The 21,139-nt window shown below is 67.2% G+C and carries 19 protein-coding genes; 14 read left to right on the forward strand and 5 right to left on the reverse strand.

The genetic code is table 11. The annotated features are described in order from the left end of the window. Positions 1–75 precede the first annotated feature (75 nt). The 11 genes from kdpF (at position 76) to F2P46_RS27805 (ending at position 13,159) form a co-directional block, all read left to right on the forward strand. A complete protein-coding gene (kdpF, locus tag F2P46_RS38885) occupies positions 76–162 on the forward strand; it encodes a K(+)-transporting ATPase subunit F (protein WP_166896413.1) in 87 nt (28 codons plus the stop codon). Beyond that, on the forward strand, positions 162–1,943 hold the full coding sequence (kdpA, locus tag F2P46_RS27765; protein WP_166896342.1) for a potassium-transporting ATPase subunit KdpA: 1,782 nt from the start codon (positions 162–164) through the stop codon (positions 1,941–1,943). Before kdpF ends, kdpA begins: the two co-directional genes overlap by 1 nt. An 18-nt stretch (positions 1,944–1,961) precedes the next feature. Beyond that, positions 1,962–4,061: a potassium-transporting ATPase subunit KdpB gene (kdpB, locus tag F2P46_RS27770; protein WP_166896344.1), complete on the forward strand. Its 2,100-nt coding sequence runs from the start codon at positions 1,962–1,964 to the stop codon at positions 4,059–4,061. Between the two features lie 13 nt (positions 4,062–4,074). After that, positions 4,075–4,647 (forward strand): potassium-transporting ATPase subunit KdpC, encoded by a 573-nt coding sequence (gene kdpC / locus F2P46_RS27775; protein ID WP_166896346.1) that lies wholly within the window; start codon positions 4,075–4,077, stop codon positions 4,645–4,647. Positions 4,648–4,820: 173 nt separating this feature from the next. Continuing rightward, positions 4,821–7,523, forward strand: coding sequence for a DUF4118 domain-containing protein (locus tag F2P46_RS27780; protein ID WP_166896348.1), 2,703 nt, complete (start codon positions 4,821–4,823; stop codon positions 7,521–7,523). Then, positions 7,516–8,214 carry a two-component system response regulator KdpE gene (gene kdpE, locus F2P46_RS27785; protein ID WP_166896350.1) on the forward strand — a complete coding sequence of 233 codons (699 nt, stop codon included), beginning with the start codon at positions 7,516–7,518 and terminating at the stop codon, positions 8,212–8,214. The genes F2P46_RS27780 and kdpE overlap by 8 nt, the downstream gene beginning before the upstream one ends. Before the next feature lies 1 nt (position 8,215). Next, positions 8,216–9,676 (forward strand): sigma 54-interacting transcriptional regulator, encoded by a 1,461-nt coding sequence (locus F2P46_RS37145; RefSeq protein WP_208296798.1) that lies wholly within the window; start codon positions 8,216–8,218, stop codon positions 9,674–9,676. Beyond that, the gene (locus F2P46_RS37150; protein WP_208296799.1) at positions 9,673–10,107 is read left to right on the forward strand and encodes an acetolactate decarboxylase; all 435 of its coding nucleotides are present in this window, start codon (positions 9,673–9,675) and stop codon (positions 10,105–10,107) included. Before F2P46_RS37145 ends, F2P46_RS37150 begins: the two co-directional genes overlap by 4 nt. A 113-nt stretch (positions 10,108–10,220) precedes the next feature. After that, a complete protein-coding gene (locus F2P46_RS27795; protein ID WP_166896354.1) occupies positions 10,221–10,904 on the forward strand; it encodes a hypothetical protein in 684 nt (227 codons plus the stop codon). 150 nt (positions 10,905–11,054) lie between these two features. Beyond that, positions 11,055–11,795 carry a response regulator gene (locus F2P46_RS27800; RefSeq protein ID WP_166896356.1) on the forward strand — a complete coding sequence of 247 codons (741 nt, stop codon included), beginning with the start codon at positions 11,055–11,057 and terminating at the stop codon, positions 11,793–11,795. After that, positions 11,792–13,159 carry a sensor histidine kinase gene (locus F2P46_RS27805; RefSeq protein ID WP_368737964.1) on the forward strand — a complete coding sequence of 456 codons (1,368 nt, stop codon included), beginning with the start codon at positions 11,792–11,794 and terminating at the stop codon, positions 13,157–13,159. The genes F2P46_RS27800 and F2P46_RS27805 overlap by 4 nt, the downstream gene beginning before the upstream one ends. Here the strand turns inward: F2P46_RS27805 and F2P46_RS27810 are convergent. Together F2P46_RS27810 and F2P46_RS27815 are read right to left on the reverse strand one after the other, a co-directional pair. Further along, positions 13,138–14,208, reverse strand: coding sequence for a redoxin family protein (locus F2P46_RS27810; protein ID WP_229509484.1), 1,071 nt, complete (start codon positions 14,206–14,208; stop codon positions 13,138–13,140). The two genes, F2P46_RS27805 and F2P46_RS27810, sit on opposite strands and share 22 nt — an antisense overlap. A gap of 20 nt (positions 14,209–14,228) precedes the next feature. Next, positions 14,229–14,660 (reverse strand): cupin domain-containing protein, encoded by a 432-nt coding sequence (locus F2P46_RS27815; RefSeq protein WP_166896361.1) that lies wholly within the window; start codon positions 14,658–14,660, stop codon positions 14,229–14,231. A gap of 315 nt (positions 14,661–14,975) precedes the next feature. On the opposite strand from F2P46_RS27815, the gene F2P46_RS27820 reads away from it, so the two are divergent. Both F2P46_RS27820 and F2P46_RS27825 read left to right on the forward strand, forming a co-directional pair. Beyond that, positions 14,976–16,613 (forward strand): methyl-accepting chemotaxis protein, encoded by a 1,638-nt coding sequence (locus F2P46_RS27820; RefSeq protein ID WP_166896363.1) that lies wholly within the window; start codon positions 14,976–14,978, stop codon positions 16,611–16,613. Between the two features lie 63 nt (positions 16,614–16,676). Beyond that, positions 16,677–16,997, forward strand: coding sequence for a hypothetical protein (locus F2P46_RS27825; protein WP_166896365.1), 321 nt, complete (start codon positions 16,677–16,679; stop codon positions 16,995–16,997). Positions 16,998–17,026: 29 nt separating this feature from the next. Here the strand turns inward: F2P46_RS27825 and F2P46_RS27830 are convergent, their stop codons facing one another. Beyond that, positions 17,027–18,160 (reverse strand): sensor histidine kinase, encoded by a 1,134-nt coding sequence (locus tag F2P46_RS27830; RefSeq protein WP_166896367.1) that lies wholly within the window; start codon positions 18,158–18,160, stop codon positions 17,027–17,029. 29 nt (positions 18,161–18,189) lie between these two features. Then, positions 18,190–19,188 carry a formylglycine-generating enzyme family protein gene (locus F2P46_RS27835; RefSeq protein ID WP_166896369.1) on the reverse strand — a complete coding sequence of 333 codons (999 nt, stop codon included), beginning with the start codon at positions 19,186–19,188 and terminating at the stop codon, positions 18,190–18,192. 215 nt (positions 19,189–19,403) lie between these two features. Between F2P46_RS27835 and F2P46_RS27840 the strand changes: the two genes are divergently transcribed. After that, positions 19,404–20,147 carry a LytTR family DNA-binding domain-containing protein gene (locus tag F2P46_RS27840; RefSeq protein WP_166896415.1) on the forward strand — a complete coding sequence of 248 codons (744 nt, stop codon included), beginning with the start codon at positions 19,404–19,406 and terminating at the stop codon, positions 20,145–20,147. A gap of 71 nt (positions 20,148–20,218) precedes the next feature. Here the strand turns inward: F2P46_RS27840 and F2P46_RS27845 are convergent, their stop codons facing one another. Continuing rightward, on the reverse strand, positions 20,219–21,076 hold the full coding sequence (locus F2P46_RS27845) for a PEP-CTERM sorting domain-containing protein (protein ID WP_166896371.1): 858 nt from the start codon (positions 21,074–21,076) through the stop codon (positions 20,219–20,221). Positions 21,077–21,139: the final 63 nt, after the last annotated feature.

The following is a 21,139-nucleotide window of genomic DNA, read 5'->3' on the forward strand; positions in this document are numbered from 1 at the left end:
CGGAGCGCTCCTGCTCTTTTTCGGCCTCTGCCGCGCTTTCGCAGCCGGTTGCGCTACCCTGGGGGACAAGAAATAATGGAACCCATCTACATCGCCGGCGTCGTCGTCGCCGGCCTGCTGGCCTACCTGGTCCATGCGCTGCTGAACGCGGAGGACCTGTGATGACCATGCAATCGATGGCGCTGCTGGGCGCCTTTCTTGCCGTGCTGCTGGCGCTGGCCTGGCCGCTGGGCCGTCTGCTGGCCAGGGTCGGCGATGGCGGCGCCGTGCCCGGCATGGGCTGGCTGGCGCCGCTCGAGCGGCTGCTGTATCGCTTGGGTGCCGTATCGCCCGACACCGGCATGGGCTGGAAAGCGTATGCCACCGCGCTGCTGGTCTTCAACGGACTCGGTGCGCTGTTCGTGTACGGCGTGCAGCGCCTGCAGGCGTTCTTGCCGCTCAATCCGCAGGCGCTGGGGAACGTCAGTCCCGATTCCTCGTTCAACACCGCCGTCAGCTTCGTGGCCAACACCAACTGGCAAGGCTACGGCGGCGAGCAGACCATGAGCTACTTCACCCAGATGGTCGCGCTGGCTGGCCAGAACTTCTTTTCCGCCGCCACCGGCATCGCGGTCGCCTTTGCGCTGATCCGCGGTTTCAGCGCGCGCTCGGCGGCGTCGATCGGTAACTTCTGGGGCGACATCACCCGCTCCACCTTGTACGTGCTGCTGCCGCTGTCGCTGCTGTTCGCGGTGTTCCTGATGGGGCAGGGCGTGGTCCAGAACTTCAACAGCTACCAGCAAGTGCAGTTGATCGATCCGGTCGCGTATTCGGTGACCACGCCGGGCGCCGACGGGCAGGCGGTAACCGAAGCCAAAGTCGCCACCACCCAGACCATCGCCATGGGCCCGGTCGCGTCGCAGGAAGCGATCAAGCTGCTTGGCACCAACGGCGGCGGCTTCTTCAACGCCAATTCGGCCCATCCTTACGAAAATCCGAGCGCGTTGTCGAACTTTGCGCAGATGCTGGCGATTTTCCTCATTCCCGCCGCGCTGTGCTTCGCTTTCGGGCGCATGGTCGGCGATGCGCGCCAGGGCTGGGCCATCCTGGGCGCCATGAGCCTGATTTTTGTCGTCGCCGCCTGCGTGGTGATGAGCGCCGAACAGGCCGTGCATCCGCAACTGGCAGCGCTGGGCGTGGACCAGGGTGCTAGCACCCTGCAAGCCGGCGGCAATATGGAAGGCAAGGAAGCGCGCTTCGGCATCGCCGCCTCGACCCTGTTCGCCGCCGTGACCACCGCCGCCTCGTGCGGCGCGGTCAACGCCATGCACGACTCCTTCACCCCCATCGGCGGCATGGTGCCGATGCTGCTCATGCAGCTGGGCGAAGTGGTGTTCGGCGGGGTCGGTTCGGGCCTGTACGGGATGCTGGTGTTCGCCATCATGGCGGTCTTCATCGCCGGCCTGATGATCGGCCGCACCCCGGAATACCTGGGCAAGAAGATCCAGGCGTACGAAATGAAAATGACCTCGATCGCCATCCTGGTCACTCCGGTGCTGGTCCTGAGCGGAACCGCGCTGGCGGTGATGCTCGACGTGGGCAAGGCGGGCATCGCCAACCCCGGCGCGCATGGCTTCTCGGAGATCCTGTACGCCTTCAGTTCGGCCGCCAACAACAACGGCAGCGCCTTTGCGGGCTTGTCGGCCAATACGCCGTTCTACAACACCATGCTGGCCATCGCCATGTGGTTCGGACGCTTTGCCGTGATCGTGCCGGTGCTGGCGGTTGCCGGCGCGCTGGCCGCCAAGCCGCGCCTGAAAGAGAACGCCGGCACCATGCCCACCCACGGCCCCATCTTCATCGGCCTCCTGGTCGGCGTGGTGATGCTGGTCGGCGTGCTCAATTACGTTCCGGCACTGGCGCTCGGCCCCGTTGTCGAGCATTTGCAGCTCTATTCCAAATAACTTCATGCGGAGCATATGATGTCGCAAGCACTTCCGCTGCCACCGGCAGCGACCACCCGCAAGACACTCACGCTGTTCGATTCGGCGTTGATTGGCCCCGCCATCGTCGACGCCGTCATGAAGCTGGGACCGCGCACGCAACTGCGCAGCCCCGTCATGTTCGTCGTCTACGTCGGCAGCATCCTTACCACCCTGATGTACTTCCAGGCCGTCGCCGGCAAGGGCGACACCGACAGCGGATTCATCCTGGCGATCACAGTCTGGCTGTGGTTCACCGTGCTGTTCGCGAACTTCGCCGAAGCGCTGGCCGAAGGGCGCAGCAAGGCGCAGGCCGCGTCCCTGCGCGGGCTCAAGCAAAGCGTCAGCGCCAAGCAGCTGGCCACGCCAAAATACGGCACCACCTGGTTGCCCATTCCCGGCGCCGATCTGCGCAAAGGCAATACCATCCTGGTCGAAGCGGGCGATGTGATTCCCATCGACGGTGAAGTCATCGAAGGCGTCGCCTCGGTCGACGAGAGCGCCATCACGGGCGAATCGGCGCCGGTCATCCGCGAGTCGGGCGGCGACTTTTCGGCCGTCACCGGCGGCACCCGCGTGCTGTCGGACTGGCTGGTGGTGCGCGTGTCGGTCAATCCCGGCGAGACCTTCTTGGACCGGATGATCTCGATGGTCGAAGGCGCCAAGCGCCAGAAGACGCCCAACGAAATCGCGCTCACCATCTTGCTGGTGGCCTTGACCATCGTGTTTTTGGTGGTCACCGCGACCCTGCTGCCGTTTTCGCTGTTCGGCGTGGCGGCAGCCGGTGCGGGCAAACCTGTCAGCGTCACGGTGCTGATCGCACTGCTGGTGTGCCTGATCCCGACCACCATCGGCGCGCTGCTGTCGTCGATCGGCGTGGCCGGCATGAGCCGCATGATGGGCGCCAATGTCATCGCCACCTCGGGCCGCGCGGTGGAAGCGGCCGGCGACGTCGATGTGCTCTTGCTCGATAAGACCGGCACCATCACGCTCGGCAACCGCCAGGCCGCCGCCTTCTTCCCGGCGCCGGGCGTGAGCGAGCAGGAACTGGCCGACGTGGCGCAACTGGCCTCGCTGGCCGACGAAACCCCGGAAGGGCGCTCGATCGTGGTGCTGGCCAAGCAGCGTTTCAACATCCGCGAGCGCGACATGGCCAGCCTGCGGGCCAGCTTCATCGCGTTCAGCGCCAACACGCGCATGAGCGGCGTGGATGTCGGCGCGCGCCAGGTGCGCAAGGGCGCGGCCGATTCGGTGAAAAAGCATGTGGAGGCGCTCGGGCTGCCGTATCCGCTTGAAGTGGCGCGCACGGTCGACGACGTGTCGCGCCGTGGCAGCACGCCGCTGGTGGTGGTCGATGATGGCCGCGTCATGGGCGTGGTGGAGTTGAAGGATATCGTCAAGGGCGGCATCCGCGAGCGCTTTGCGGAACTGCGCCGGATGGGCATCAAGACGGTGATGATCACCGGCGACAACAGGCTCACCGCCGCCGCGATTGCCGCCGAAGCGGGGGTGGACGACTTCCTGGCCGAGGCCACGCCCGAAGACAAGCTCAAACTCATTCGCAGCTTCCAGGCCGAGGGCCGGCTGGTGGCGATGACCGGCGACGGCACCAACGACGCGCCGGCGCTGGCCCAGGCCGACGTGGCGGTGGCCATGAACTCGGGCACGCAGGCGGCCAAGGAAGCGGGCAACATGGTCGACCTGGATTCGAATCCGACCAAGCTGCTCGAGATCGTCGAAATCGGCAAGCAGATGCTGATGACGCGCGGCTCGCTCACCACGTTCTCGATCGCCAACGACATCGCCAAGTATTTCGCCATCATTCCGGCCGCCTTTGTGGGCACTTACCCGCAGCTCAAAAGCCTGGACGTGATGCGCCTGACCAGTCCCGATTCGGCCATCATGTCGGCCGTGATTTTCAACGCGCTCATTATCGTGGTGCTCATTCCCCTGGCGCTCAAGGGCGTGAAGTACCGGGCGATTGGCGCGGCGGCCCTGCTGCGCCGGAACATCCTCATTTACGGTGTGGGCGGCATTGTGCTGCCGTTCATCGGCATCAAGCTGATCGACATGCTGCTGTCGGCGCTTCACCTGGTCTAGAAAGGACATCTTCATGAAAACCACTTTTCGCCCCGCCATCATGCTGTTCGGCGCACTGACCCTGGCCGTGGGGGTGCTCTATCCGCTGGCGGTGACCGGGATCGGGTATGTCGCTTTTCCGGACCAGGTGCGCGGCAGCCTGGTCGCGCGCGACGGCAAGACGGTCGGCTCAAGCCTGATCGGGCAGTCGTTCACCGCGCCCGGGTATTTTTGGGGACGGCCATCGGCGACCGGGCCGATGGCCAACAACGCGGGCGGCAGTTCGGGCTCGAACCTGGGGCCGCTCAATCCGGCGCTGGTGGAGGCGGTCAAGGGCAGGGTGGCCGCGCTGCGGGCGCTTGACCCGGGCAACACGACCTTGGTGCCGGTGGACCTGGTGACGGCGTCGGCCAGCGGACTCGATCCGGAAATCAGCCTTGCGGCGGCGCACTATCAGGCGGGCCGGGTGGCGGCTGCGCGCAAGCTGCCGCGTGAGCGGGTCGAGGCGCTCATCAAGGAAACGGCGATCACGCCGGTCATGGGCGTGTTCGGCGAAGCACGGGTGAATGTGCTGGCGCTGAACCTGGCGCTGGACGCTAAACTTTGATCCGTCTTTCCCGCGCAGGCGGGAATCCAATTTCGATGAGCCGTCAGCGGCGGTGCGAACTTGGGTTCCCGCCTGCGCGGGAAGTCGTCTCTGGCAATGCCAGAGACGACGGGGTAGTTGGCGCTAATCGCGAAAGCTGGTCATACTCAGTAAAGTTCGTAACCAAGGCTGCCATGTCCCCAACTGAAATCCAACGCCCCGACCCCGACGCCCTGCTGGCCCAGGTCCAGACCGAGGAACGCAAGGCGGCGCGCGGCAAGCTGCGCATCTACTTCGGCGCCTCGGCCGGCGTCGGCAAAACGTACGCCATGCTGGCCGCCGCCCGCAAGCTGCACGCCGACGGCCACGACGTGCTGGTCGGCGTGCTCGAAACCCACGGCCGCGCCGACACCGCCGCCCTGCTCGACGGCCTGCACCGCTTGGCGCCGGGCGCCTTGACCCATCGCGGCAAGACGCTGCAGGAGTTCGATCTCGATTCCGCCCTGGCCACCGCTCCGGCACTGATCCTGGTTGACGAACTGGCCCACTCCAACGCCCCCGGCTCGCGCCACCCCAAGCGCTGGCAGGATGTGGAGGAGCTGCTGGCGGCCGGCATCGACGTCTTCACCACCGTCAACGTGCAGCACCTGGACAGCCTGAACGACGTGGTTGGCGGCATCACCGGCGTGCGCGTGGCCGAAACCGTGCCCGACACCGTGTTCGACCGCGCCGACGAAGTGGTGCTGGTCGACCTGCCGGCCGACGAACTGCTGGCGCGCCTGCGCAGCGGCAAGGTGTATCAGCCGGAACAAGCCGAACGCGCCTCGAAAAACTTCTTCCGCAAAGGGAACCTGATCGCCCTGCGCGAGCTGGCCCTGCGTCGCACCGCCGACCGCGTCGAGGACGACGTGCGCGCCTACCGCATCGAAAAGTCGATCGATACCGTCTGGAAGACCGGCGGCGCGCTGCTGGCCTGCGTGGGACCGCGCGCCGACGCCGAGCATGTGGTGCGCAGCACTGCGCGCCTGGCCGGCCAACTGGGCGCCGACTGGCACGCCGTGTACGTCGAAACGCCGGCCCTGCAACGCAAGCCGGCGCCGCGCCGCGAACTGACCCTGAAAACGCTGCGCCTGGCGCAGGAGCTGGGCGCCACCACGGCGGTGCTGGCGGGGCGCGACATCGCCGCCACCATCGTCGAGTATGCGCGCGACCATAATATGTCGAAGGTGGTGCTGGCGCGCGCGCACCGCTCGTGGCCATGGCGCCGCCCGCATCGCGTCCGCATCGCCAGCGCCGCGCCGGACATCGACCTGATCGAAGTCGGCGGCGGCAAGCCACGCCCGGCCCCGATGGCGCCGGAAACGAACACCGTCATCCTCGCCATCGACAGCGGCAAACGGCGCGCCCAGGCCTATGCCTGGTCGGGCGCGGCCAGCCTGGCTGCCGCGCTGCTGCTCTCGCCCCTGGTCGGCTACGTCGACCTGGCCAACATCGCCATGCTGTTCCTGCTGGTGGTGCTGCTGGTGGCGGTGCGCTTCGGGCGCCGCCCGTCGGTGCTGTGCACCTGCCTTTCGGTCGCCTTCTTCGATTTTTTCTTCGTCACGCCGCGCTTCACGTTCAACGTCTCGGACCTGGAATACCTGATCACCTTCGGCGTGATGCTGGCGGTGGGCCTGATCACCGGCCACCTGACGGCCGGCCTGCGCTTCCAGGCGCGCGTGGCGGCGCATCGCGAGCGCCGTTCGCGCGCGCTGTACGAATTCGCGCGCGAGCTCTCCGGCGCGCTCCAGACCGAACAGATTGTCGACACCACGCGTGACGCCATCGCCCGCACGTTCCGCGCCAGCGCCACCCTGCTGGTGCCCGACGCCGACGGCCGCCTGCAGGCGCCGCCAGGCGCCAGCGCCGACCTGGGCGTGGCCCAATGGGCGTTCGACCATGCGCAAAGCGCGGGCCTGGGCACCGGCACCTTGCCGGCCAGCCCCCTGTTCTACCTGCCGCTGGTGGCCCCGATGCGCACGCGCGGGGTGCTGGCCATCGCACCCGAACAACAGCGCTGGATGCTCATTCCCGAGCAGCGCAAGCAGCTCGACACTTTCGCCGCGCTGGCCGCCATCGCGCTTGAGCGGGTGCATTACATCGAGGTGGCGCAGGACGCGCTGGTGAACATGGAATCCGAACGCCTGCGCAATTCCCTGCTGGCGGCGCTCTCGCACGACCTGCGCACGCCACTGACCCTGCTGGTCGGCCTGTCGGAATCGCTGGCCGCCTCCACGCCCGCGCTGGCCGCGCCGCAGCGCGAGATGGCCGACATCCTGCACGAGGAAGCGCTGCGCATGAGCGCCCTGGTGAGCAACCTGCTGGAGATGGCGCGCATCCAGAGCGGCCAGGTCACCTTCAACATGCAGTGGCAGCCGCTCGAAGAAGTGGTCGGCAGCGCCTTGCGCGCCTGCGCCGCGCCGCTGCGCGCGCATATCGTGCGCACCGAACTGGCGCCCGGCCTGCCGCTGGTGCGCTTCGACGCGGTGCTGATCGAACGGGTCTTGTACAACCTGCTGGAGAACGCGGCCAAGTACACGCCGCCCGGTTCGACCATCGTGATCGGCGGCGCGCGCCATGGCGCAATGCTGCAAATGAGCGTCCACGACAACGGCCCTGGTTTTCCGGCCGGCCGCGCCGACACCCTGTTCGACAAGTTCGCGCGCGGCGAGCGCGAGTCGGCCAAACCGGGCGTTGGCCTGGGTCTGGCGATCTGCCGCGCGATCATCGAGGCACATGGCGGTAAAATCGAGGCTGGCGCGTCGCCCACCGGCGGCGCCTCGCTTGTCTTTACATTGCCGCTCGGGACTCCACCTCCCGGCCCCGAACCAGAAAGCCTTGACTTGCCCGATGACTGATCCTGCCCCCACCGCCCTGCTGGTCGAAGACGAGCCGCAGATTCGCCGCTTCGTGCGCGCCGCGCTCGAGGACGAGGGCTGGGTGGTGTTCGAAGCGGCCACCATGCAGCGCGGCCTGATCGACGCCGGCACCCGCACGCCAGAGCTGGTGGTGCTCGACCTGGGCCTGCCCGACGGCGACGGCATCGCCTTCATCGCCGACCTGCGCACCTGGTCGTCGGTGCCGGTGATCGTGCTGTCGGCGCGGGTGGGCGAGGCCGACAAGATCCGCGCGCTCGACGCCGGCGCCGACGATTACCTGACCAAGCCGTTCGGCGTGGGCGAATTGCAGGCGCGCGTGCGCGCCACCTTGCGCCGCCAGCGCCAGCCGGGCGCCGCTCCGGCCGCGCTGGTGCGCTTCGGCGACGTCAGCGTGGACTTGCAGGCGCGCCGCATCAGCAAGGGCGGCCAACACGTGCACCTGACCCCGACCGAATTTCGCCTGCTGTCGGTGATCGCGGCCAATGCCGGGCGCGTGGTCACCAATCCGCAGCTGCTGCGCGAGGTGTGGGGGCCGTCGCACGCCGAGGATGGCCACTACCTGCGCATCTACATGGGCCACCTGCGCCACAAGCTCGAAGACGATCCGGCGCAGCCGCGCTACTTGCTGACCGAAACCGGCGTCGGCTACCGCCTGCTGGCGCAGGACTGACATGCACGCGCCCTTTTCCCTGCTCGACGCCGAAAACACCCTGGCCTCGCCGGTCCCGCTGCCATCCGGGCGCGCCGCGCAGATGCTGGCGCTGACCATCCTGTGGCATCCCGAGCGCGAGCGCATCGGCGAGCAGTTCATCGCGCCCAGGGCGCCGAACAGCGGCGCCGACATTGCGGTGAACCGCTTCGCGCCGCTGTTCGGCGCCCTGGCCGGCGAGCGCGCGCCGCTCGATCACCGCCGCATCGCGCGCGATTCGCTGCGCCTGCGCCGCCATCGCGACGATGGCGTGAGCCTGCTGCTGCCGCAAAGCCGCATGCGGGTGGAGCTGAACGGCGCCATGCTGGCCGCGCCCGAAACGCGCTGCACGCCCGAGCAGGTCGATGCCGGCCTGGTGATCGGCCTCGGTGGCGTGGTGCTGCTGTGCGTGCACTGGATGGACCGCCTGCCGCAGCCAAGCGCGATTCGCTCGGTGCGCGGGGTCAGTAGCGCCGCGATCCGCGTGCGTGAGCTGATCCGCCAGGTGGCCGCGACCGAGCTGCCGGTGCTGCTGCTCGGTGAAGCCGGCAGCGGCAAGGAACTGGCCGCGCAGGCGATCCACCAGGCCAGCGCGCGCTGCCGCAGCCCGATGGTGGCGGTGAACATGGCCAGCGCCGGCGAGTCGCGGGCGGAGTCCGATCTGTTCGGCGCCGGCACCGGGGCATTTGCGCAGGCCGGCGACGGCGTCGTGTTTCTCGATAAAGTCGGCTTTGCGCCGCCGGTGGTGCAGGCGATGCTGCGACGCGTGCTGCAGACGGGCGAGTACCGCCCGTCCGGCGCGCGCCTCAAGGAGGCGGCCAGGGCGCGCCTGATCGGCGCCAGCGACCATGACCTGCACGACGGCAGCTTCAACCAGGCCTTGCTGCGCCGCCTGGAAGCGCTGGTGGTGCACCTGCCGCCCCTGCGCGCGCGGCGCTGCGACATCGGCGTGCTGGCGCTGCACTTCATGCAGGCCTGGAGCGCGCGCACCGGCAGCGCGCCCGAGCTGCCGGTCGCGTTCATGAGCCAGTTGTGCAACTACGACTGGCCCGGCAATGTGCGCCAGCTCGGCAGCGTGGTGCAGCGCGCCATGAGCGCCGCGCAGGCCGGCCAGGCGCTCGATTTCGACGCGCTGGCGCCGGGCGCGGCATGCCGGCCGGCGCGCACCCGGCCGGCCAAGCTGGGGCCACAGGCGGTGCTCGACGCGCTCGAGGCGAACGGTTGGCTGATCCGCAATGCGGCGCTGGCGCTGGGCGTGTCGCGCCCGACGATGTACAAGCTGATGGAGGCGCATCCGGCGATCCGCCAGGTCGGCCAGATTGCGCCGGCCGAGATCGACGCGGCGCTGGCCACCCACGGCGGCGACGCCGGGCGCTGCGCCGCCGCGCTCAAGACCCCGAGCGAAGCGCTGCGGCGCTACCTGCGCGCTCGCAAAGTGTTGTGAAGCGGGCACGCCGGCATGCGGCTGGCCTGCCGGCCGCCAGCCTGCAGGCCATCGAAGCGCTGGCCGACCAGCAGCTAAGCAACAAGAACATGTTCTACGCGGCCGAGGTCAAGGGCCGCGTCACCGGCATCTCCACGCGCGAGGCGGTGGCGGGCACCCTGGTCGGCATCCGCAGCCCCAGCCTGAGCAAGGGCATCAGCGTGCCGGGCTACCACTGGCACTTCATCTCGGACGACCTGAGCTTCGGCGGACATGTGCTCGGCACCGGGCTGGAACGCGGCGTGCTGAAGCTGGCCCAGGTGCGCCGGCTGGAAGTGGAGCTGCCGCTGAACGACGATTTTGCCAACGCCGACCAGGACAAGGACCGCGCCGCCGAGCTGCGCAAGGTCGAGAGCGCGCAGCACGACAAGGACGGCGCCCACAAACCCTGATTGCCGGATCGCGGCGATGGCCTCGGCCTTGGCCTTGGCCTTCGCCGCATTGGCTGAGGGCGTGTGCTTGTCAGGTAAAATATGGTTCCTGTAACCAAAATGCAAAGATTGCCATGTCCGAGACCCCTGAACTGCCAAGCTCCGTTGCGGGCGCCGACAAGCCCAACTCGTCCGCGCTGAAATTCGATCTCGACGACTTGCCGGGGAATTATTTCCTGCAAGGTGTCATGGAGGTCGGCTCGGAATTATGGCTTGGCAAGAACGGCAAATTCCAGTTCATGCTCACCTATGGCGCGCAAGACGATGGCAACGAGGGCGTGTGGGAAATCAAGGACGATTTGCTGGTGTTGACCCCGGTGGAGGAAGCAATGGTGTTCCGTCTGGAAACCGACAACGAGTTCACTCCCAAGCAGGATCCCGAGCCTGGCCAATGGGTCGCGGTATGTTGCACTGCGGATATCTATTTGAAGAACATCGAGGTCCGCTTTGAAGCGGCCTCGGGCAAGGGGATGATCGTCGACACCAATCCCGCCAACGGCCAGGCCATCGTGAGCATGGCGGAAGGCGAAGTCTGGGCGCGTACCGGCCTGCGTCGCAGTGGTACCGAGGAAGCGTGGCAATGGCTGTCGATGCCGCCCGAGCGCGCCAGCGCCCGCATTGCCGCTTTTCGGCTGACCAATCCGATTTCGGCCATGACCGCCTTCATCTCGATGGAACTGAAGGCGGGCGCGGAAGGCCTGGTGGTCGCCGATGAGGAATCAGCCCTGTCGGAAGGCGTGTACAAGAAGGCGCGCTGAACCCGGTATGCGGGCTGGAATGGCAGCGCAAGCGCCTGTTTCCACTGGTACGCCGCGCGCGGCAAGCGGGAACCGTTGGCCTGAAATTGCCGGTCTGGATACTGATACTATTCGGACTTGAATTCGCATGCGCGCGGGAGGAGTAAAGCAGTGGCAGAAATGGATCATGTTCTGATCGTCGATGACGACCGTGACATTCGCGAGCTGGTGACGGCCTACCTCGAAAAACAGGGCCTGCGCTGCACGGCGGCCGAAGACGGCCGCGCGATGCGCTCGGCGCTGCAACGGGCCACGCCCGACGTGATCGTGCTCGACCTCATGCTCCCCGGCGACGACGGGCTGGCCCTGTGCCGCGAGATCCGCTCCGGCAAGCAGCGCGCCATTCCGATCCTGATGCTCACCGCGCGCGACGATGAAACCGATCGCATCGTCGGCCTGGAACTGGGCGCCGACGATTACATGTCCAAGCCGTTCGCGGCGCGCGAGCTGCTGGCGCGCATCCGCGCGGTGCTGCGGCGTACGCGCATGCTTCCGCCGAACATGCAGGCCACCGAAACGGCGTCCCTGATCGGCTTCGGCGCATGGCGGCTGGACCTCGTGGCGCGCCATCTGTTGGCCGAGGACGATGTCGCGGTCGCATTGAGCAGCGCCGAATACCGGCTGCTGCGGGTCTTCCTCGACCATCCGCAACGTGTGCTGACGCGCGATCAATTGCTGGAACTGACCCATGGCCACAATGCGCAGGCGTTCGATCGCTCCATCGACATCCTGGTCAGCCGCCTGCGCCAGCGCCTGCGCGACGACCCGCGCGAGCCGCGCTACATCAAGACGCTGCGCAGCGAAGGGTATGTGCTGTCATGCCCGGTCACGCCACTGGCGGGCACGGCGTGAAACGCATCGCCGCGCTGCTGCGCGCCCTGGCGCCGGCCAGCCTGTTCGCGCGCCTGTCGATCATTTTGCTGGCGGGACTGGCAGCGGCCCAGTTTCTCTCCGCGATGCTGACCATCGACGAACGTAACGACGCGAGCATGGGCGCGATGATCGATTATGTCGAAGTCGACCTGCGCACCGCCGTCGCCCTGCTCGAGCGCTTGCCGCACGACGAGCGCGCAGCCTGGCTGCCCCGCCTCGAACGCGGCGGCTACCGGTATGCGCTTGGCGCCGGACAGGCCGGCCCGCCGGTGACGGCGCCGCACTCGATGCGCGTGCTGGCGTCGGTCACGCGCGCACTCACGCCCGGCCATGCCTTCAGCGCGCACGCGGTCGCCGGCGACGCCGAACGCTTCCAGGTACATGTGCCGCTGGCGGACGGGCAGCCGCTGACGGTCGACTTTCGCCCGCGCCGCGGCCTGCCTTTGTCGGAGCGGCTGCCCTACATGCTGGCGGGGCAGCTGGCGCTGGTGGCGCTGGCCTGCTGGCTGGCGGTACGGCTGGCGATCCAGCCCTTGCGCACGCTGGCCGACGCCGCCGACGCGCTCGGGCCAGGCCTGCGCCCGGTGCGCATGCCTGAACAAGGCCCGTCCGAAGTGGCGGCCGCCGCGCGCGCCTTCAACGCCATGCAGCAGCGCATTGCCGCCTATGTCGATGAACGGCTGCGCATCCTGGCGGCGATCTCGCACGACTTGCAGACGCCGATCACGCGCATGCGCTTGCGCGTCGACCTGATGGACGAATCGCCGCAACAGCAACGCCTGATCGACGATCTGCGGCAGCTCGAAGACCTGGCAAGGCAAGGGATCGGCTATGCGCGCGCGATGCACGGCCAGCTGGAACCGGCGCGCGCGATCGATCCCGACGACCTGCTCGACGCCATGGCGCTCGACTACCGCGACAGCGGCGCCGACGTGGCTTTCGAGCGCCAGGGCGGCACGTCTGAAGTCATACCGTTCGTCACCCGTGCGGGCGCCCTGCGCCGCGTCGTCACCAACCTGGTCGACAACGGCTTGAAGTACGCAGGCGAGGTGAACATCGCGATGGAGCGCCCGGCGCGGGGCGTCATCACGATCCGGGTACTCGACCGGGGGCCGGGCATTCCCGAGGCGGCGCTGGAACAGGTCTTCGAACCGTTCTACCGGCTCGAGAGCTCGCGCAACCGCGACACCGGCGGCACCGGCCTGGGGCTGGCGATTGCGCGCCAGTTGGCGCTCACGCTTGGTGGCGGCCTGACCCTGCACAACCGGCCCGATGGCGGGCTGGAAGCGCGGCTGGTGGTGCGCGCCGTGGCGCCCGCCGATCAGCCGAAAGTGAACGCATAGACGTCGGCCCCGCTGTCGAGAAAACGAATCTCGACGCGCCGCTGCAGGGCCGAACCCGACTGCCGGACCAGCTGATACAGGCGGGTGGCCGTAACGACGCCGTTGCCATCGGCGTCGATGTCGGCGCCGTGGTCCGCACCCGGTGCGCGGCCATCGACGCTGACCTTGATGCGCACGCTGCGCCCGGCTTGGCCAGTCCCCATCACCAGGTGCAGGTCGCGCGCCCGGAACCGGTGCGCGATGGCGCCGCCAGCCAGTTCGGCCCTTGCCGATTCGGGGTTCACGGTCCAGCGTCCGGACAGGGCCCACTGGTTCAGGCCAAGCTGGCCCACCGAGTACTGGTGCGCCACGTCGCGGCGCACGCCTTCGGGCGAGTTGAAACCGCTGGCCTGGCGATAACCGACGTAGGTTTCGGCCGAATCGAGATGGCGCAGGTTTGGCGCCATCTGCTCCGCCGCTCCCGCCGGATCGACCAGGGTGGCGTCGACCGGGGCGCCGCGCGCTTCGGCCAGCAGCGACTGCATCGCCCGTTCCAGCTTGTCGTAGCCGCCTTCGCCCACCTGGCGGTAGCGGATCTTGCCGTTGGCGTCGACCAGATACCACGCGGGCCAGGCGTTATTGCCCCATGCCTGCCAGATGCGATGGTCGCTGTCCACCGCCACCGGAAAATCGATCTTGAAGCGGCTGACGGCGGCGCTCACGTTAGTCAGGTCTTTTTCGAACCTGAACTCGGGCGAATGCACCCCGACCACCGTCAGGCCGTGGGCGCGATACTTGTCGGCCCAGGCGCGCACATACGGCACCGTGCGGATACAGTTGATGCAGGAATAGGTCCAGAAATCGACCAGCACCACCTTGCCGCGCAGTTGCGCGGGCGTCAGCGGCGCGCTGTTGAACCAGGTGGTCGCGCCGTCGAAACCGGGCATGGCCGCCTGCACCGGCAAGCTGCTGCGGTAAGGCGTGGCGGCGCGGCTGCCGGACGGCATCGACAAGGCGGCCACGCCGAGCACGGCGACGCATCCGAGTGCGGCGATGGAATAGCGGTTCATGGCGGCTCCCTCAAACAATCTCATTTTTCCAGGACGACGATGGGTTTGTTCTTTTCAACCAGGTAGGTCGCCAGTTCCGCGCTGTTGCCGGTCGAGACATTCTTTGCCGAGTGCGCGGCGCCCGCCGGAATGTACAGGGACTCGCCGGCCTGCAGGCGGATGGTTTTTCCGTTCATTTCATATTCGACCGTGCCGGCGAGGACGTAGGCGATTTCCACGCCGGGGTGCACGTGTTTCGGGAACGACGCGCCCGGTGCGAAATCGACGCGCACCTGGATCGCCTCGCGCTTGCCTTCGAAGTCGTGGCGAACCGATTCGGTGCGGGCGATGCCTTTGGCGTCGAACTGCTGTGCGCCCGCCGCCGACGACAGCAGTCCCGCCGCCGTCATGAGCATGGCGCAGGCGGCATTGCGTGCCAACGATGGACGGAGGTGGTTTTGGATGGCGTGCATGGTGTTTCTCCTGTGAGTTCGCCGTTGCGTGCCAGGCCAGGGTGGCTTGCCGCGTCGACGAGGACTCATTAGACCGTTTTGGTGTTTCCGCGCGATGTCGGCAACGCCCTCCAGATCGCGGTCAACGTGTCCACAGCGTCAGCAGAAACAATTCGACACAAAAGTCGGGAGAAAATTTACGGCGCGGCGCCAGCAGCATGGCGAAGGACGTGTGAATGATATCTTTGCAGTCACATTAATTTCTGTAGGGTAATTGCCCTGTCATAGTAGGCGCGCATGATGCCTGGGCAAATTCGCATGTTGTGTGAGATGTCCATGAAGATTCCCCATTTTTCCACCGGCACGCGCGTGCTCGGCTCGTTTTCCCTGGTGTTGCTGATCATGGCCGGCATGACCGGCGCCTCGCTGTGGCGCCAGCATGGCGCCGAGCGGGCCATGACGAGCCTGGTGCAAGTCCATCTGGCCAGGCAGCAGGCGCTGTCGGAGCAACTGGCGACGGCGCGCCTGAACGGCGCGCGCACCTCGGCCATTGCGCGCAGCGACAGCCTGGAAGTGGCCGATTATTTCCAGGCCCAGCTCGACGCCGGCGAAACCGCGCTGCGGCAAACCGAACAGCGCCTGGCGGCCTTGTCGCCCGGCGTGGAAGAGCGCCCGTTGTGGCACACCGTGCTGCAGCGCAAGCAAGCCTACGGGGTGGTGCGGGCAGAGGTGTTGCGGCTCAAGGAAATCGGGCGCACGCAAGATGTCGCCGAACTGGCCGCGACCACGCTCGAATCGAGCTTCAACGCCTACGTGGCGGCGATGGAAGCGGCCTTGCGGCACCAGAGCGCGCAATCGCAGGCCCTGGCGGCGGCCTCGGCGGTTCAGTTCCGCCACAGCCGCAACCTGCTGATCGGGCTGGGGCTGGCCGCGCTGGCCGTGGCGGCCCTGCTGTCGGCGATGCTCACGCGCGGCATCGTCACGCCCCTGAAACGCGCGGTCGGGCTGGCCGAGCGCGTGGCGCAAGGCGACCTGCGCATGTCGATCGAGCACGCGCGCGCCGACGAAATCGGCCAGCTGTTCACCGCCCTCTCCGATATGTCGGCGCGGCTGGCCAGCACGGTGGGCAAGGTCCATGAGGGCGCGCTGGCGATCGACCTGGCGTCGCGCGAGATTGCGGAAGGCAATTTCGAATTGTCGGGGCGCACCGAGCAGCAGGCGGCCGCGCTGGAAGAAACCGCCTCGTCGATGGAAACACTGACCGACGCCGTGCGCCAGAACAGCGCCAACGCGCGCCTGGCCAATGAACTGGCCGAGTCGGCGTCGAGCGTGGCGCGCGAGGGCAGCCGGGTGGTGGCGGAAGTCATGCACACGATGACGCATATCAACGACTTCGGCAAGAAAATCGCCGACATCACCAGCGTGATCGACGCCATCGCGTTCCAGACCAATATCCTGGCGCTCAACGCGGCGGTGGAGGCGGCGCGCGCGGGCGAGCAGGGCCGGGGCTTTGCGGTGGTGGCGGCCGAAGTGCGCAGCCTGGCGCAGCGTTCGGCGGCGGCGGCGCGCGATATCCATGCCTTGCTGGGCAATTCGTCGGCCAAGATCGCCAACGGCAGCGCGCTGGCGCAGGCGGCGGGCGCGACCATGGACGAAATCATGTTGCGGGTGCAGAAGGTGACCACGATCATGGGCGCGATCAGCATGGCCACCAGCGGGCAGGAGCACAGCATCGGCCAGGTCAGCAGCGCGATCCGGGCGCTGGACGGCGTGACCCAGCAGAACGCCAGCCTGGTGGACGAGGCGGCGGCGGCGTCGGGCGCGATGCGGGGCCAGGCGCGCGAACTGGCGCGCATGGTGGCGTATTTCCAGACCGGCCGCGACCGACCGCAACGGCAAGAGCGATATCTTCGCCATTTGGAGGGGACACCTGGAACAATGTACCCGGCCTGGCAAGCGCGGGATGCCGCATGAAACGGGGCACCGGTATGATTGCGCAACGAGACTACTGTCCGTGCGCCCACCAAGGAAAGGTCCATGAAAATCTTGATAGTGCCAACGTTGCTTGCACTGTGCGCTCTCCAGACGATGTCAGGCTGTGGGGAGCGTGCGCGTCCGCTTGAACATCAACAAAGAACGGCGACGGTAGCAAAGCCATCCGTACAAGCCATTGGCACAGCGAGAATGCTGGACGATCGCGCCATTGTATTGAATTTACGAGCTGAAACAGAAGGGAGTGTCGGTCATGCCCGATTCACCTATCAGCCTGGCGATCCGATGCATGTAAAGATACTTGAGCATGTCGGGGGACTCAAGCCTGGGGAGGAGAAAAACGTTCCTCCCTTTCCCGAACAATAGGGCGCCGCGGGGCGCGAAGCACAGGCGCGCTAAGCCGGTTGCGGGAACGCCGGCCGGAACGGCATGCTCAGCGTCGCCCGCGTTCCTTGCGCCAGCGGTGCGATGAGCAGCGCGGCGCGCTCGCCGAAACCGGTCTCCAGGCGCGCGCGGATATTGATCAGCGCCACGCCGTTGCCGGCGCTGCGGCGCGCGTGCCCGAGGCCGACGCCATCGTCGTCGACCACGATCTCGAGCACGCCATGGCGCACCAGCGCGCTGATGCGCACGTGCCCGCCTTCCAGCCTGGGGCCGACGCCGTGTTGCACGGCATTTTCGACCAGCGGCTGCAACAGCAGAGGCGGCATCAGCGCCTGTCGTACGGCCTCGCTGGCGTCGATGGAAAACGCCAGGCGGCTGCCCATCCGGATCTGCATCAGCAGCAGGTAGTTGTGGGCCGTTTCCAGCTCGGCGCCAAGGCTGCTGTCGGTCGCGCGCATCTGACCGAGGCTGGCGCGCAGGTAGTCGGTGAACGATTCGAGCATCAGTTGCGCGCGCGCGGCATCGGTGGCGATCAGGCTCTGGACATTGGCCAGCGTATTGAACAAAAAGTGCGGCTCGATCTGCGCCTGCAGCATGCGCAACTGCGATTCGGCGGCTTGCTGCGCCAGCGCCTTTTCCTTGGCGCGAAATTGCCACCAAACCCAGTTGGCCGCCAGGATCAGCAGCGCGAAAATGGCGAACTTGAGCTGGACCATGGGCGCGCCTGCCAGCTTGTGCCAGAAGTTGACCGCGTACACCTGCCCCAGCACGGCATAGCCGGCCCGCACGCCGAGCGCGGCGCCGGCGCACAGGATCGCGCTCATGACGGCGAGCGGGCGCCAGCCCTGCATGGCGGACAGGGCGTCGATCCACGCCGCCGGCAGCAGCCATTCGCAGACACGCATGAGCAACAGCATGCTGGCGGCGGCGCAGGCGCCGAACAGGAGGTTGTTGGAGAGCAAACCGGTCCACCACGCCAGCTCGGCCTTCGCCATCAGGAGCACCGACACCAGCATCAGCACCAGCGTCACCGCGAATGCGAGTCCGATGGCGACCAGCAAGCGTGCCCACCACGGCTCCTCGCGGCGCTTTTTCAGGACCAGAGAACTGCGCAAGGCTTGCTTGACGGTGGGGCGGATATGCATGGGGAAAAGAGTGTAGCAGCTTCGCCGGCTCAGCCTTTCGGACGCGCGATCGCGGCCAGCGCGGCGCGGCGCGCGCGCTCGCTCTTTTGCGCCTCGGCCAGCTCCAGGTCGAAGGAGGAGGGTGCGGCGTCGGCGCTGGCCGCAGCGCCGATATCCTGCGCCACCCGGAAGCCTTCCAGCGCACCGATAAAATCGACCGGCATGGCGCCCCGGTGGCTGGCGTGAAAGCCGCGCCAGTGCCAGCTGCCGCCGCGCACCACGCGCGCCTTGCAGGTGGGGTCGACCCAGGCGCTGCCGTCGGCCGGCGCGCCGGCATAGCTTTCGTGCTCGCAATCCTGGACATATTCGGCGATATTGCCCAAGGTATCGTGCAAACCGAAGGCGTTCGCTTCGTACATCCCGACGATGCTGGCGTAGCCGGACTTGTCGTCGCACGGCATCACGCCCACGTGCTCGCGCGATTCCAGGCCGTCGAAGTCGCGCCGGATGGCCGCCTCGGCCGAGCGGTCGGCCAGGTTGGCGTAGCGGCAGGCCTGGGTTTCCTCGTTGCCGAAAAAGTAGCGCCCGGTGCCGCCGGCGCGGCTTGCGTACTCCCATTCCGCTTCGCTCGGCAGGCGGTATGGTTTGCCGGTCTCTTTGGCCAGCCAGGCGACGTAGGCCTGGGCGCCGTTCCAGCCGATGCAGGTGGCCGGTTCGAACTTGCTGAGCGACTGCAGGGTGGCGGCGTCGACGAACTCGTTGGGCACGCTGGTGAACCAGCGCTTCGACGCCATTTGCAGGCACATGCGCGGCGCCTTGTAGCCGGTCGCCTCGACGAAACGCTGGAATTCGGCGGCGCTCACTTCGTACTTGCCGATCCTGAACGCCTTGAGCTTGACGCTGTGCGCCGGTTGCGTATTGGCGGCGCGCGCGCTGCCCATCACAAAGTCGCCGGCCTTGATCGTGACCATCTGCGGCGCGATCGGCGCCGCCATGGCGGCGTTGGCGAGAAGGAGAAGGGAAACAGTCAAGGTGGATTGCTTGAACATGGCGTGCCTGCGGGTTGGTTGAGATGCCCGCAGGATGGCAGTCGGCGCCCGGGCGCACATGCCCGCCGCGACGGATCGACAAGCGCGCCGACGAATCGACATGCGCGCGGACCAACTGCAGCCGGTCGCAGCCGGCGTCGATTGGTCCCAAGGCGCTGGCGCCGGCGCCAGCGGCCGCACTACAATGGCGGCATGACATTCTCTTGCCTTCCCCGATGCGCGCCCTGATCGCCGACGACGAGCCGCACCTGGCGCGTTTCCTGCAACAACAGCTGGCCACGCTGTGGCCGGAGCTCGAGATCGTGTGCCTGGCCGGGAACGGCGTCGAGGCGGCGCACGCGATTGCCACATTGCAGCCGGAGCTGGCCTTCCTCGACATCCAGATGCCGGGGCTGACCGGGCTGGAGGTGGCGCAGGGCATCGAAGGGCCGACCAAGGTGGTCTTCGTGACCGCCTACGACAGCCATGCGGTCGAGGCCTTCGAGCACGCCGCGCTCGATTACGTGCTCAAGCCGGTCAAGCTGGAGCGCCTGGCGCGCACCCTGGAGCGCATCAAGGCCGCCTGCGCGCCGGTGCAGGCCGATGCGCGCCTGGCGCTGGCGCTGGGGCGCTTGCTGGCGCTCCCCACGCAGCCGCGCCTGCGCTATATCCGGGCCGGGCAAGGCGAGCTGACGTTCCAGGTCGCGGTGGAGAACGTGCTGTTCTTCCACGCCGACGACAAATATACGGTGGTGAGCACGGCCGCCGGCGAACACCTGATCCGCACCCCGCTCACCGAGCTGGCGGCGCAGCTGGACCCGGAGCAGTTCTGGCAGGTGCACCGTTCCACCCTGATCAACCTGGCGTTTTTGGACGGCACCCGACGCGACGAGGGCGGACGCCTGTTCGTGCGCATGCGCGGCTGCCAGCGTGAACTGCCGGTCAGCCGCGCCTTCGTGCATCTGTTCCGGGCGATGTAGTCCAGGCGCCGTCGTTTACCCCTTCGGTGGACGGAAAATACGTGCGTGCGAGCGCCGCCCTGCAAAACCGCTCAGCCAACCCGCTTGCGCCGCGCCGCGCCAGCCACCAGCGCCAGACCAGCAATGAGCATGCCATAGCTTGCCGGTTCCGGCACCGGACTGGTCGATAGCGTCGTGTCGACCGATTCGGCGCCGGCCCGCAAGTTGATCGACAGCTTCAGGCTCCGCGACGTCGACTTCGTGTTCTGGAACATGATCGATAAGCGCTCGCTTGCCGACTGCGAGAACGGCAGGTTCGGGTTGCTATTGCCGAGCGGCGCTGTCAACTTGAAGGTCGCGGACGCATGCGGGTACGCGCTTGACCATATGTCGTCGAAGCGCATGCTGGCCTGGAAGCTGGAATTCTCCTTCAGGATATTTGTACTTGGCAGTGATGTCGCCACGCTGCCATCGACGTCGGCGAAGAAGGTGATCTGCGTGCCAGGCGAGAGGACGAATTCTTCGATCAACATGGCATTCCAGGCGCTCGCCGAGCGCTTGTAGCCGACGCTGCCCGTGGTCGACGCGGCCGCATCGAAGGCCAGGTTCTGGAAATTTCCTCCGCTGACGGTCGCGACCGCGGTGCCGTGGGGGACGGACACGCTGGCATCGAGATCGCGGCTGTACAGCGCGCGTGTCTCGTCCCCGCTGGCCTCGCGCGTGGCGCGTCGTCCGCTCTCGTTGATATCGGCGCCCGCCACCGTGCCAGGGTAGGCGGGAATGTGAGGCTTGACGATCGAGAGCGATGGCGCGATGCCGTCGTTGGGCAGCAGGTCCACCAGCGAATACGAAAAATTGGTCAATGTGCCTTGTGCGCTTACTTGCGCGCTGGCGGACAGCGGGGCGGCGAACGTTGCGCTCAATGCCAGCGCGGTAACAATGGTCTTCATGAAAATCCCGGGTGATTGATGAGCGTGTCTTGCACAGAATGCGGCACGCCAGTGCGGTACCCG

Origin of the sequence: Massilia sp. CCM 8734, assembly GCF_011682155.1 — a bacterium.
In the GTDB taxonomy this organism is placed as follows: Bacteria; Pseudomonadota; Gammaproteobacteria; order Burkholderiales; family Burkholderiaceae_D; genus Telluria_A; species Telluria_A rubra.